This window comes from Mycobacterium sp. E2462 (genome assembly GCF_001672685.1).
GTDB lineage: Bacteria > Actinomycetota > Actinomycetes > Mycobacteriales > Mycobacteriaceae > Mycobacterium.
Genome location: NZ_LZKC01000126.1, coordinates 1 through 11,478, shown reverse-complemented (window position 1 = coordinate 11,478; position 11,478 = coordinate 1). Strand labels below are relative to the sequence as shown.

The 11,478-nt window shown below is 70.4% G+C and carries 15 protein-coding genes; 6 read left to right on the top strand and 9 right to left on the bottom strand.

All coding sequences use genetic code 11. The annotated features are described in order from the left end of the window. Window positions 1-280: SHOCT domain-containing protein (locus A5714_RS06015; RefSeq protein WP_197513571.1), on the top strand; the 280-nt coding region annotated here is incomplete at its 5' end. A 123-nt stretch (window positions 281-403) separates the two neighbouring features. Further along, window positions 404-1,231: an MOSC domain-containing protein gene (locus A5714_RS06010; RefSeq protein WP_255396698.1), complete on the top strand. Its 828-nt coding sequence runs from the start codon at window positions 404-406 to the stop codon at window positions 1,229-1,231. A 23-nt stretch (window positions 1,232-1,254) separates the two neighbouring features. On the opposite strand, the gene A5714_RS06005 is transcribed toward A5714_RS06010, so the two are convergent. From A5714_RS06005 to A5714_RS05995, 3 genes are all read right to left on the bottom strand, one after another. Next, the gene (locus A5714_RS06005) at window positions 1,255-1,506 is read right to left on the bottom strand and encodes a hypothetical protein (RefSeq protein ID WP_068283728.1); all 252 of its coding nucleotides are present in this window, start codon (window positions 1,504-1,506) and stop codon (window positions 1,255-1,257) included. An 82-nt stretch (window positions 1,507-1,588) separates the two neighbouring features. Then, window positions 1,589-1,837 (bottom strand): DUF6480 family protein, encoded by a 249-nt coding sequence (locus tag A5714_RS06000; RefSeq protein ID WP_068283725.1) that lies wholly within the window; start codon window positions 1,835-1,837, stop codon window positions 1,589-1,591. 176 nt (window positions 1,838-2,013) lie between these two features. Continuing rightward, on the bottom strand, window positions 2,014-2,268 hold the full coding sequence (locus A5714_RS05995; RefSeq protein WP_068074193.1) for a hypothetical protein: 255 nt from the start codon (window positions 2,266-2,268) through the stop codon (window positions 2,014-2,016). A gap of 254 nt (window positions 2,269-2,522) precedes the next feature. Between A5714_RS05995 and A5714_RS05990 the strand changes: the two genes are divergently transcribed. After that, window positions 2,523-3,080: a CsbD family protein gene (locus A5714_RS05990; RefSeq protein ID WP_068074303.1), complete on the top strand. Its 558-nt coding sequence runs from the start codon at window positions 2,523-2,525 to the stop codon at window positions 3,078-3,080. 29 nt (window positions 3,081-3,109) lie between these two features. Continuing rightward, the gene (locus A5714_RS05985; protein ID WP_068074191.1) at window positions 3,110-3,775 is read left to right on the top strand and encodes an IF2 family translation initiation factor; all 666 of its coding nucleotides are present in this window, start codon (window positions 3,110-3,112) and stop codon (window positions 3,773-3,775) included. Between the two features lie 9 nt (window positions 3,776-3,784). On the opposite strand, the gene A5714_RS05980 is transcribed toward A5714_RS05985, so the two are convergent. Beyond that, window positions 3,785-4,450 (bottom strand): cutinase family protein, encoded by a 666-nt coding sequence (locus tag A5714_RS05980; RefSeq protein ID WP_068074189.1) that lies wholly within the window; start codon window positions 4,448-4,450, stop codon window positions 3,785-3,787. Between the two features lie 73 nt (window positions 4,451-4,523). Then, window positions 4,524-4,865: a DUF3253 domain-containing protein gene (locus A5714_RS05975; RefSeq protein ID WP_082959591.1), complete on the bottom strand. Its 342-nt coding sequence runs from the start codon at window positions 4,863-4,865 to the stop codon at window positions 4,524-4,526. A 70-nt stretch (window positions 4,866-4,935) separates the two neighbouring features. On the opposite strand from A5714_RS05975, the gene A5714_RS05970 reads away from it, so the two are divergent. Beyond that, the gene (locus tag A5714_RS05970; RefSeq protein WP_068283722.1) at window positions 4,936-6,036 is read left to right on the top strand and encodes a spore photoproduct lyase family protein; all 1,101 of its coding nucleotides are present in this window, start codon (window positions 4,936-4,938) and stop codon (window positions 6,034-6,036) included. A gap of 3 nt (window positions 6,037-6,039) precedes the next feature. On the opposite strand, the gene A5714_RS05965 is transcribed toward A5714_RS05970, so the two are convergent. The 4 genes from A5714_RS05965 to A5714_RS05950 all read right to left on the bottom strand — a co-directional run bounded on the left by A5714_RS05965 (window position 6,040) and on the right by A5714_RS05950 (window position 9,798). Then, a complete protein-coding gene (locus A5714_RS05965; RefSeq protein WP_068283719.1) occupies window positions 6,040-6,813 on the bottom strand; it encodes an enoyl-CoA hydratase/isomerase family protein in 774 nt (257 codons plus the stop codon). Between the two features lie 50 nt (window positions 6,814-6,863). Then, entirely contained in the window at window positions 6,864-7,319 is a 456-nt protein-coding gene (locus tag A5714_RS05960) for a nitroreductase family deazaflavin-dependent oxidoreductase (RefSeq protein ID WP_068283734.1), read from the bottom strand. Between the two features lie 82 nt (window positions 7,320-7,401). Beyond that, window positions 7,402-8,427 carry a YihY/virulence factor BrkB family protein gene (locus A5714_RS05955; protein WP_068074183.1) on the bottom strand — a complete coding sequence of 342 codons (1,026 nt, stop codon included), beginning with the start codon at window positions 8,425-8,427 and terminating at the stop codon, window positions 7,402-7,404. Between the two features lie 111 nt (window positions 8,428-8,538). Continuing rightward, the gene (locus A5714_RS05950; RefSeq protein ID WP_068283715.1) at window positions 8,539-9,798 is read right to left on the bottom strand and encodes a mechanosensitive ion channel family protein; all 1,260 of its coding nucleotides are present in this window, start codon (window positions 9,796-9,798) and stop codon (window positions 8,539-8,541) included. A gap of 173 nt (window positions 9,799-9,971) precedes the next feature. On the opposite strand from A5714_RS05950, the gene A5714_RS05945 reads away from it, so the two are divergent. Further along, window positions 9,972-11,478, top strand: a 1,507-nt coding sequence (locus tag A5714_RS05945) for a helicase-related protein (RefSeq protein WP_231975804.1), incomplete at its 3' end; no start/stop codon positions are given.

The window sequence follows — 11,478 nt, the reverse complement described above, 5'->3', positions numbered from 1 at the left end:
GATCGCGGCTTCGCGCAGCGACGCCACTTCCCGCAGCACGTCGGCGGCGGGCATGGCAGGGCGGGCGATGGCCGGCACCGGCGCGCGCGGCGCCGAGCGGGTGGCCGCCGCCGGGGGCGGGAAGGCCGCCAAGGCTGCGACCGAGACCCCGCCGCCGGCGCCGGGCGGACCCATCACGAGCATCGCCGCCGAGCTGCGGGAACTGGCGTCGCTGCGCGACGCCGGGATCATCACCGAGGCGGAGTTCGTCGAGCAGAAACAGCGGCTACTGCCGCACTGAGGTCCCGGGGAGGTCCCGGCCCGAGCCGCCGGTCCGCCTGCCGGGCCGCAAGGTGATCGCGGCCGCGCACTCTGCAACGATGTGGACACCACCGACAACAGGTTTCGACACAGGCAGGCAATCGTGCACCTCGACGATCGCGGAGAGTTCCGGGTCCAGACTCTGCTCCGCTACCCGGTGAAGTCGATGCTGGGCGAGACCGTGCAGAGCCTGTTTGTCGACGAGACGGGTGCCGCGGGTGACCGGCGGTTGGCGCTGCTCGACGGGGCGACGGGCCACGTCGCCAGCGCCAAGAACCCGCGCCTGTGGCGGGCCCTGCTGACCTGCACCGCCAGCGCGGCCGCCGGCCCGGTGAGCATCCGGCTGCCCGACGGCACCCAGGTGCGCGCCGACGATCCCGCGGTGGACGAGCTGATCTCGCGGTTGACGGGGCGAGCGGTCCGGCTGGTCGCCCAACGCCCGGACGGGGCCACGCTGGAACGCCCGGATCCGGAACAGCTGCTGGAGCTGGGGTTGGACGCCGACGTGGGCGGGCGCATCTTGACGATCGCTCAGGCCACACCGGGGGCGTCGTTCACCGACGAGGCGCCGCTGCACGCGATCACCACCGCCACCCTGGATCACATCGGCGTGGAAGCGCTGCGGTACCGGCCGAACGTGGTGATCGCCACGCCGCCGGGTTACCCGCCGTACGCCGAAAACGATTGGGCCGGTTCACAGATCGTGGTCGGCGAGGCGCGCCTACGCGCGCTGACGGCAACCTCGCGGTGCGTGGTTCCCACGCTGGAACACGGGCCGTTGCCCCGAGCCCCGCAGGCCTTGCGCGTGCCTGCGGCCGAAAACCGGATCAACACCGGCGGCCACGGTGCGCAGCCGTGCGCGGGGGCGTACCTCGCGGTGGCCGAACAAGGCACCATCCGGGTGGGCGACCCGGTGAGCATCCCGGCCTAGGCGGCCGCGGCCGTCCTGGTCCCTCAGCCGCCGAGGTTGCGCACCGCGGTGTCGAGGTCTTCGGCGAGCTCGGCCAGCTGCCGCTCGGAGGGTTGCGCGTCACCGGCCCGGGCCACCAGCTCGCCGCGCGTCGAGATTTGCAGAGCGCCTTGATATTCCGGCGAGGCGAGCTGGTCCGGTGTCACCACCTCGACTCGGCCTTCGATCAGAACCAAGGCGGCTTCGGAGTCGCTGCTGCCCACCAGCCGCTGCACGTCACTCGCGTTGACCGTCATCACTTTCCCCGTCTCGTGCGCCGTCGGCCCGTCGTGGACGTAGCTGTGCCCGCCACGGAGCCGCGTAACCGTGTGTGAACCCTCACCCCAGGACGCCGGCGATCTTGAGCACCAGCAGCACCGCCACGGCCACGAAGGCAAGGACGAAGATGCCGATGCCGACCGCGCTCAACACGCCGCTTGGCCGCAGGCCGCCCTTGGCGGGCTCTTGGTGGTCGATCGCACCCGAGGTTTGCGCCGCGGCCGGGGGAGTGTCTCCCGGTGTGGCGCCTCCGCCCGGTTCGAGGCCCGGCGTGCGCGCGGGCTCGGGGTTGGGAGGTTGTGCGGTCATAGCGGTGCCGACCCTTCCGTCGCAGTGGGTCCTGTCGAACTGTCATGCCGGGCAACGCATGTCGCGAGACCCGGTGGTACGACCCACAGCGGGGTGCCGGCGCGGAGCGCGGGGCGTCGCCAGTGACCCAAGGGGAGGCTACCCGCCGCGCCGCGCCTCTAACGTTCGGCGGGCGATCAGCTTTCGACGTGCGGGGTCGGGCTTTGCGCGGATTCCCATTTCGACTCCGCGGAGCGCTTCACCGCGGTTCCGGCGGCCAGGTCGAGTTGGAACGTTTCACCGTTGTCGTCTTCGAAGGTGACGATGAAACCCCCGGAAGTCGCGTCCTTGAACACCACTTTGTAGGGCCGTTCGCCGCAACCGCGGTCGACGGCGACGATGTCGCCTGGGCTGACGTCGTCGATGGGGTCGTTGCCGGAGACTTCGGACATGGCGTCGACGGTAGTCGATGCCCGCCGACCGGCACTCGCCCGGGCGTTTACCCCGTCCGAATCATGATCCGATGGTGCGAAATGCCCTCGCCCGTAACATGTTTCGTTCCAACGGCAAGCCGCCCACCAGTCCCGGCGCCGGCAGTGACGGGGATCACAGCGTTGTTTAGGTGGCCGGATCCGTGGAATGCCAGGGCCTGGACACCGAGGACCCGCGCCGGGTCGGAGGCGACAGGCTCAAGGAGACGTTTGGGATGAGTGAGCAGAACAAGGCCGACGAGGCACGCAAGGGATTGATCGATTCGGTCAAGGGCAAGGCCAAAGAGGTCGTGGGCGCCGTGACCGGCAACGAATCGCTGACCGCCGAGGGTCAGCTGGAACAGACGCAGGCGCACGACCGCAAGGAGGCGAACGCCATCGAGGCCGACGCCGAGGCGCAAGCGAAGCAGGCGCAGGACCAGGCCGCCGAGGTCAGGGCGGCGGGCGCCGATCAGCGGCTGGCGGCCGACGCGCAGGCAGTGGCGGCCGAGGACTCCATCGAGAACCAGCAAGCAACCCAGAAACGCGCCGCCGAGCAGGCCGCGCAGCGTCGCGCGGTCGCCGAGACGACGCAGGCCGAGATCGCGGCGCAGCGCGAGGCGCAGCAGGCCAGGGCCGAGGAGCGTGAGGAGATCCGCGACGCCACCGAGGAGGTTGTCGACGCCCTCGCCGAGCACCAGACCTCGGTGCAGGTGGCCGACAACGAGGAATCGGAGGCCGCGCGGCTGCGCCGCCATGCCGAGAACGTGTCCGACGAGGCCGACCTGCCCTGACGGCGGGTCTTGAAGACAGGGAGAGAGTCATGAGGATTTCCGAGCTTCCGCTGGCGGTGCTGCGGTTCAACTATCAGCTCGCGCGGTTACCACTGCAGCTGATCGAGGATCGGGTGATCACCCGCATCCCCACCGAGGCGCCCGCGCGGCTGTTCTACGAGCGCTCGCTCGGCATGCTCGACACCACCGTCGGAAACGCGCTGGGAGACCCGGACCTGGTGGAGCGTGGTGCCGCGCTCGTCGAGCGCAGCGACGCGCTGGGGCGGGCGGCGCAGCTCGACGCCAAGGCGTCGACCCGCAAGCAGCAGGCCGACGCGAAACTGCAGGGCGCTCGCGAGGAGGCTGTGCAGGAACGCCAGGAGGCGCAGGCGGCCACCCAGCAGGAGATCAAAGAGGCCCGCAACGCCGCCGAGCAGCGCAAGCGCGACGCCGCCCAGTCGGCCCAGAAGGCCAGCGCCGCGGCGAAGCAACGCGCCGACGAGGTGGCCGCCAAGCAGAAGGAGACGGTCGAATCCACCAGGCGCCAGGTGGAGAATCGGACTCAGGCCACCGAAAAAGCCGCCGCAGAGGCCGCGGCGGCCAAGATCGACAAGGCCGAGGACAAGCTGGGCGAGGCCGCCGCGAAGCGCGCCGAGGCCGACCGGGTCGAGGGGCTGGCCGACGCCGAGAAGCGCGAGCGCAAGGCCAACGACTGACGCCGCTGGTCAGACGCGCGGCGGGGGCCCTTGGTTGATCTTGTTGACGGCGTACGTCGCGGCCTGGTTGGTCATCCCCGCCTCGATGTAGGAGACGTGGGCCATGATGTTGCCGCCCGGCGAGCAGATCGGGTCGTCGGGTGCACACAGGCTCAAGGTCTTGCCGCCGTAGGCCGGGTTGATGGTCGGCAGCGGCTGGCCTCCCCACAGCATGGTGGAGAACCCGCTGGTCGGCTCGCCGAACAGGGCGACTGCGGCGACGTGGTCCGCCACCGACGCCGGCATCGCGTTGGTGGCCAGGTCGATGACGGTCGAGCCTTGCGAGTAGCCGCCGAGCACGAGCCGGGAGTTCGGGCAGTTGGCGACGGTCTGTTGAATGTGGGAGCTCGCATCGGCCGACCCGGCGTTGGCGCTGTTGTGGTAGTCGTCGTTGGCGGGGTAGTTGACCGCGTAGACGTCCACGGACCGGCCGCCCAGCTGCGAGGTCAGCGAGTCGACGAAGGCCTGCCCGATGTTGCCCAGCCCCGGCTCCTGGTGAGTGCCGCGCGCGAACACCACCGCCACGTCCGAGCAAGGATCTGCCGAGGCGGCGGGCGGGCCGAGGGGTGCGCTCAGCAACGCCCACGTCGTCGCGGCCGAGACACCCAGGATCCGAACAGTTGCGCGTGCGGTCATGCCCAAATCCTGACATACCGGTCCGCACGGCCGCGCCCGCGGCTGGAACGGCGGCGGTGAAGGGCGAGCCGGGTCAGCCGCCGGCGGGCCGGATCCGCACGGCGCCCCGCCAGTCGCCGTCGGGATCGAGGACGCGGCCGCGCTGGACGATCTCCACCTCACCGGCGCGGGCGAGGTGGCGCGCCGCGTCGCGGGCGTCGTCCATCAGCGACCGCCAGTCGGCGCCACCGACGGCCCGGGCGGCGTCCGACGGGCAGATGCTGCTCTGGCGGCCCCGGTGCGCGGCGAGCGCGCGGATCGACGACATGAGCCGGCTGCGGAGCGGCCCGTCGCCCAGGGCCGCCGCGGCGTCCTCGGCGACCCGGCCGCCGTCGTCGAGCGCCCGCTGCAGCTCCGCGCGCATCCTGTCAGCCATCTCACCAGTCAACACCCGGCCGCGGCCGCGATCCGCGGAACCGCCACCGACGCGCGACCGTTGAACCGGCATGCGCGTCGACACCTCCGCCCGCAGGACGCCGGCCGACCCCGCCGGCCGGCTCCTCGACATCAAGCGGATCTACCACGAGCCCGGCATCGAGCGCTTCGCGCGGGCCCGTGAGGTGCTCGACCGCTTTGCCGGCGCCGAACTGATCGAGGTCCCGTCGCACCAGGCGATACCGGGGTTGTACGGCAGCGAGGGCAACGTCGAGGACTGGGTCCGCAACAAGCGCGAGGTGCTGGTCCTCGGGGAGAAGAAGAGCCTGTCGGCGCGCCGCAACGAACGGTCCAGCGACTGGATCGCCCCGTCGACCGCCAACGGCTGCGCCATGGCCTGCTCGTACTGCTACGTGCCGCGGCGCAAGGGGTACGCCAACCCCATCACGGTGTTCGCCAACATCGACAAGATCACCGGCTACCTCGAGCGGCACGCCGCCCGGCAGGGCGTCAAACCGGAACCCAACCAATGCGACCCGGTGGACTGGGTCTACGACATCGGCGAAAACAGCGACTGCTCGGTGGACGCCCTGGTGTCGGCCAACGTGCGTGACCTGGTCGACCTGTTCGCCCGCATCCCGAACGCCAAGGCCAGCTTCGCCACCAAGTTCGTCAACCGCGACCTGTTGGCCTACGACCCGCGGGGCGGCACCCGCGTGCGGTTCAGCCTGATGCCCGCAGGCGTGTCCCGGATGGTCGATATCCGCACCTCGAAGATCGCCGACCGCGTCGCGGCCATCGACGACTTCGTCGAGGCGGGATACGAGGTGCACCTCAACTTCAGCCCGGTCATCGTCTACGACGGCTGGCTGGACGACTGGGCCGAGCTACTCGACCAGGTCGCGGATCACACCAACCAGCGGACCAAGCGGCAGTTGGCGGCCGAGATCATCTTCCTCACGCACAACCAGGGGCTGCACGACGTGAACCTCGGCTGGCACCCCAAGGGCGAGGAGTTGCTGTGGCGGCCGGAGCTGCAGCAGCTCAAGCGCAGTCAGAGCGGGCAGTGGAACGTGCGCTACAAGAGCCCGTGGAAGGGGCGCTGGGTGCAGGACCTCACCGACCTGATCGCGGTCAAACTGCCCGACTGCCGGGTGCGGTACGCCTTCTGACCGTCATCGCCCACGCCACCGCGGCGTGCGCTTCTCGGCCCACGCCCGCAGCCCCTCGGCGACGTCCTCGGTCGCCCCGGCCACCTTGCGCATGGTCTCGCCGAAGCGCACCGCTTCGATCCAACCCATGTCCGCGGCGCGCCACGCCACCTCCTTGGTCGCCCGCTGGGCCAACGGCGCGGCCTCGGTGAGGGTGCGGGCCCAGGCCGCCGCCTCGGCCTGCAGGTCGCCGGGCTCGACCAGCTTCCAGACCAACCCCACCTCCTTGGCCCGCTCGGCGCTCATCGGCTTTCCGGTCAGCAGCAGCTCCATGGCGTTCGCCCAGCCCACCCGCTGCGGCAACCGGATGGCGCCCACGATCGTCGGCACTCCCAGGGACACTTCGGGGAAGCAGAAAGTCGCCTCCGTGCTGGCAATGACGAAGTCGCAGAACAGGACTCCGGTCACTCCGTAGCCGATGCAGGGGCCGTGCACCGCGGCGATGGTCGGCTTGAACAACTCCATCCCGCTCTCGAACGAGTTGATCGTCGGCTTCTCCCAGAAGGTGCCGCCGAACGTACCGACCGAACCCTCGCCGTCTTTCAGGTCGCCCCCGGCGCAGAAGACGCTGCCGTTGGCCGTGAGGATCCCGACCCAGGCGTCCAGGTCGTCGCGGAAGCGGTCCCAGGCCGCGTTGAGCTCCTGGCGCAGCGCACCGTTGATGGCGTTGCGCGCCTCGGGCCGGTTCAGCGTGAGGGTCGCGACGTGGTCGTGCAACTCATAGGTGACGAGGCTCATGGCTGAACCCTATTGCGCCCCGCGCCCGCTGCGGGGGCCGCGGGTGCCCGCTAGCCGTCGCGCCGCTCCAGCGCGAAGACGGGAATGACCCGGCTGGTCCTGCTCTGGTACACGCCGAAATTCGGTGCACGGGAGACGATCTCGTCGAACACGGCATCTCGCTGCGCGCCGTGCAGCTCCTCGGCCAGCACCGCGAAATCCGCCCCGCCGGCTTCGACCCGTGCCGAAGGACGCGCGCGCAGGTTGTGCACCCAGGCCGGATCTTTGGGGGCGCCGCCGCGCGATCCCACCACCGTCATGCGCCCGTCGACCGTGAAGTACGCGAGCGGCGTCAACCGTGGCCGGCCCGACTTGGCCCCGGTGGTGGTCAGCAACAGGACCGTGTGGTCTTCGAAGACGCCCCCGACCTTGCCGCCGGTCGCGTAGAACTCGTCGACAATCTGGTCGTTGAACGTTTTCAGCGCCGCGTCGTCCGTGCGGAACAATTCGTCGTCGAACTCCTGCATGAGCACGAGGATACGCAACACGGCCTGCCCACAGGCCGCGCGAATCATGTTGCGTTGCAAGCCTTGTGCTAGCCAGCAGCTCTCACGGCACGTGGGGGCGGTGCATGTTGTGCAGCCGGGCGCCGAGGTGGTCGATGCCCTTTTCGCCCGCGCGTTTGATGTCGTCGAAGGTGACGCTGACGCGTTCGTAGGCCTTGACCCGCTCCGCCTTGACCTTCTTGGTATAGGTCCTGCGGTCCGCCGGGGTCAGGTCGACGTCGTCGGTGAACGCGCCCAGCAGCGCGCGCGGGTAGAGCCGCTCGACCAGGACGACGTTGATCTCCGCGCACACCACCAGCGCGACGGACGCGAGGAACAGGAACGCCAGCGCCCCGAGCACGAGCGCGAACACGCTGTTGGTGGCGCTCGCCCGCCTCACGGTGTGTGCCACGTAGCCGGCGCCGAACCACTGCAGCAGCTGCCAGATGAACGCCGCCGCGACGGCTCCCGGCCATACCTCGCGGTAGGTGAGGGGCCGGGCGGTGGTCACCTTGAACGCGATCAGACAGATCACTGCGTTGATCGCCACGGCGAGCAGGGCCAACCCGATTTTGCCGAAGGCGCCGAGCGCGCCGGTGGCGTGCCCGACGGCCGACAAGGCGGTGGCCGCGACCGCGGCCGACCCCAGGCACAGCAGAAGCAGGCCGCTGCGCAGCCGCGCGCGCAGGGGATCCGGGCGTTGATGCTTGGGCACCGCCCACACCGAGTCCATGGCGTTCTGCAGCGCCTGGCCCACGCCCAGCCCGCCGTAGAGCGCGCCGAGCAGCCCGATGACGACGCCCGTCGGCCCGCCGCTCAGGCCCTCGGGGTGGTGGAGCTGGTTGCCGATGACGGGAAACTGGCTCAGCGTGCTGTGCAAGACCTGCGCTTGCAGGTCCGGCCGCCCGGCCAGCACCACGCCTAGGCCGGTGGTCAGCAGCAACAGCAGCGGAAACAGCGACACCAGCGCGTAGTAGGTGATCAGGACGGCGAGGTAACCGCCCTGGTCGTCGTTGTACTTGTAAACGACAGCCACCAGCACCCCAACGGCCCGATTCCGTCGCTGCAGGTCATCCAGCCAACCGACCATCGCCGATCACTTTTCTTCGCGGGGGCCACAGGCCCGGTCAATGCGCTGGGTGATACCCAATTGCGGCCGCCTCGTAACCACATCGGTTCGGTGAAGCGGGGCCGGCCGCGATCAGCCGCCGTTACGACGCGCCCTGGCCAACACCTGATCGTCGGCGCGGTCGTCGTCGCGGCGGGGTCCCTCGAAGGCCCGGGCGCGCTCCTCGGCGTCCGGGCTACCCGTGAAGGTCCCCGACACGGCGGCGTCCACGCGCGATTGCGCGGCGTCGGCGGCCGCCGGCTGGCCGCCGTCCAGCACGCCGGGAAGCGACCCTGGCGAGTGCTCGACGCGGTGGCGCAGCAGAGCGCCCTGCTGGGTGCGATGCAGCCAGGTGACCATGCCCTCGCGGACCGCGCAGCGCAGGTCGAACAGCAGGCCCGCGTTGGCGGCGCTGACCAGCATGCGCACCCGGACCCGGCCCTCGACCGCGTCGGTGACCTGCAGCACTCCGGCGCGGCCGTCCCACAGCTCGTTGCAGCGCAGCAGCCGGTCCAGCTCTTCGCGCATCGCGTCCAGCGGAACGCTGAAGTCGACGTCCATCTCCACGGTGCCCAGCAGCGCGGTGGCGTTGCGGGTCCAGTTCTGGAACGGCGTCTTGGTGAAGTAGGTGCACGGCAGCACCAGCCGACGCTCGTCCCACAGGTGCGCGACCACGTAGGTCAGCGTGATCTCCTCGATGCGGCCCCACTCGTTCTCCAACACCACCACGTCGCCCACCCGGATCGCGTCGGAGAACGCGATCTGCAGGCCCGCAAACACTGCGCCCAGGGAGGTCTGCGCCGCCAGACCGGCGACCACCGACAGCACCCCGGCCGAGGCGAACAGCGTCTTACCCAGGTTGGAGAAGGCGGGGAACGTCATCAGGATGGTCGCGAGGCCGAATGCCACCACCAGGGCGACGACCAGGCGGCGCAGCACCGTGATCTGCGTGCGCACCTTGCGCCGGTGCCGGTCGGCATCGCTGATTTCCTCGCCGCCGGCGAACCGCGCGATGGCGCGCCGCTCGGCGACGAACACCAGGCTGGCCACCAGCCAGGTGCCCGTGGCCATGACGGCGATCACCAGCAGGTGGTCCGCCCAGCCGCGCCACATCGCCGACGAGTCCGACGTGTGATGCATCGCGTTCGTCGCGGCGATGACCATGAAGGTGGCCCGCAGGGGCCCGCGGGTCAGCACGTCGATGTCGGCGATGATCGCGCTGCGGCCCTTCACCCGCTGCAACAGCCACGACAACGCGACACCGAGGCCGTAGGCGAACACCACGGCGCCCACCACCCAGCCGACGTTGAGGGCCGTGTGGGCGAAGGTCTCGGGCACGATCGTTTTCGGCATAGCGAAGGCTGCTCCTAGGTGGGGGAGGGTGGGATTCACGCCATTGGGGCCCAACTCGGGGCCTCATAGGCCTTCCCCGGATGCGGCTCGAAAAAAACGTCAGCCCACAGTTTTTCGGATTGAGACCGTCGTCACAGCGAACGCCGGTTCGCGGCCGCGCCTATCGTGGCCTGGTGGCCGAACCGTCCGTCGTGCAGTTACGCGAGCGGCTCGACGGTCTGACCTTTCGCGACGCCGCCCGGCTGGGCCGGCGGCTCAAGCAGCTGCGCGGCGCCGCCCCGGAGAAGCTGCAGCGCCTGGCCGACCAGGTCGCCGCGGCCGAGGCGCTCGTCGCCGCGCGCCGCGCGGCGCTGCCGGCGATCAGCTACCCCGACCTGCCGGTCAGCGAGCGCCGCGAGGAGCTCGCCCACGCCATCGCCGGCAACCAGGTGGTCGTGGTCGCCGGAGAGACCGGGTCCGGGAAGACCACCCAGCTGCCCAAGATCTGCCTGGAGGCGGGCCGCGGCATTCGCGGCACGATCGGGCACACGCAGCCACGCCGGTTGGCCGCGCGCACTGTCGCCCAACGCATCGCCGACGAGCTGGGCAGCCCGCTGGGCGACATCGTCGGCTACACCGTGCGTTTCACCGACCAGGTCAGCGACCGGACGCTGGTCAAGTTGATGACCGACGGGATCCTGCTCGCCGAGATCCAGCGGGACCGCCGGCTGTTGCGCTACGACACGTTGATTCTCGACGAGGCCCACGAACGCAGCCTCAACGTCGATTTTCTGCTCGGCTACCTGCGCGAGCTGCTGCCGCGCCGCCCCGACCTCAAACTCATCGTGACGTCGGCGACCATTGAGCCGCAACGCTTTGCGGCGCACTTCGGCGGCGCACCGATCGTCGAGGTGTCCGGGCGGACGTATCCGGTCGAGATCCGCTACCGGCCGCTCGAGGTCGCCGTGCCGGCCGCCGCCGCGCCCGACTCCGGGGATCCCGACGACCCGGACCACGAGGTGGTGCGCACCGAGATCCGCGACGAGATCGAGGCGATCGTCGACGCCATCGGAGAACTCGAGGCCGAGCCGCCCGGCGACGTTTTGGTGTTCCTGTCGGGCGAACGCGAAATCCGGGACACCGCAGAGGCGTTGGCGGGCCTCCGGCACACCGAGGTGCTGCCCCTGTATGCGCGCCTGCCGACCGCGGAGCAACAGAAAGTGTTCGCGCCCCACACGGGGCGCCTCGTCGTGTTGGCCACCAACGTCGCGGAAACGTCGCTGACCGTGCCCGGCATCCGCTATGTCGTCGACCCCGGCAACGCCCGCATCTCCCGGTACAGCCGCCGCCTGAAGGTGCAGCGGCTGCCGATCGAGCCCATCTCGCAGGCGTCCGCGGACCAGCGGGCCGGGCGCTGCGGCCGGATCGCCCCGGGGGTGTGCATCCGGCTGTACGCGGAGGACGACTTCGCCGCCCGACCGCGCTACACCGACCCCGAGATCCTGCAGCAACTGCACGCCGTCCCGGACGCTGCGCCGGTCCGGTGGGTCGAGGAAGGGAAAGAGCTCGACGTCCCCCAGCTGCAAGGCCGCCATCTGCAGCAGCACGGCCGCGAGGTTGGTGCGCAGGATCTCGGGGTCGGTGTAGCGCGGTCGGGCGGCGAAGTCGTCCTCCGCGTACAGCCGGATGCACACCCCCGGG

Excerpts from the sequence above, each read along its gene's own strand:
- A5714_RS06005 (WP_068283728.1), bottom strand. The coding sequence starts at position 1,506 with ATGACGGTCAACGCGAGTGACGTGCAGCGGCTGGTGGGCAGCAGCGAC.
- A5714_RS06000 (WP_068283725.1), bottom strand. The coding sequence starts at position 1,837 with ATGACCGCACAACCTCCCAACCCCGAGCCCGCGCGCACGCCGGGCCTC.
- A5714_RS05995 (WP_068074193.1), bottom strand. The coding sequence starts at position 2,268 with ATGTCCGAAGTCTCCGGCAACGACCCCATCGACGACGTCAGCCCAGGC.
- A5714_RS05990 (WP_068074303.1), top strand. The coding sequence starts at position 2,523 with ATGAGTGAGCAGAACAAGGCCGACGAGGCACGCAAGGGATTGATCGAT.
- A5714_RS05985 (WP_068074191.1), top strand. The coding sequence starts at position 3,110 with ATGAGGATTTCCGAGCTTCCGCTGGCGGTGCTGCGGTTCAACTATCAG.
- A5714_RS05980 (WP_068074189.1), bottom strand. The coding sequence starts at position 4,450 with ATGACCGCACGCGCAACTGTTCGGATCCTGGGTGTCTCGGCCGCGACG.
- A5714_RS05975 (WP_082959591.1), bottom strand. The coding sequence starts at position 4,865 with ATGGCTGACAGGATGCGCGCGGAGCTGCAGCGGGCGCTCGACGACGGC.
- A5714_RS05970 (WP_068283722.1), top strand. The coding sequence starts at position 4,936 with ATGCGCGTCGACACCTCCGCCCGCAGGACGCCGGCCGACCCCGCCGGC.
- A5714_RS05965 (WP_068283719.1), bottom strand. The coding sequence starts at position 6,813 with ATGAGCCTCGTCACCTATGAGTTGCACGACCACGTCGCGACCCTCACG.
- A5714_RS05960 (WP_068283734.1), bottom strand. The coding sequence starts at position 7,319 with ATGCAGGAGTTCGACGACGAATTGTTCCGCACGGACGACGCGGCGCTG.
- A5714_RS05955 (WP_068074183.1), bottom strand. The coding sequence starts at position 8,427 with ATGGTCGGTTGGCTGGATGACCTGCAGCGACGGAATCGGGCCGTTGGG.
- A5714_RS05950 (WP_068283715.1), bottom strand. The coding sequence starts at position 9,798 with ATGCCGAAAACGATCGTGCCCGAGACCTTCGCCCACACGGCCCTCAAC.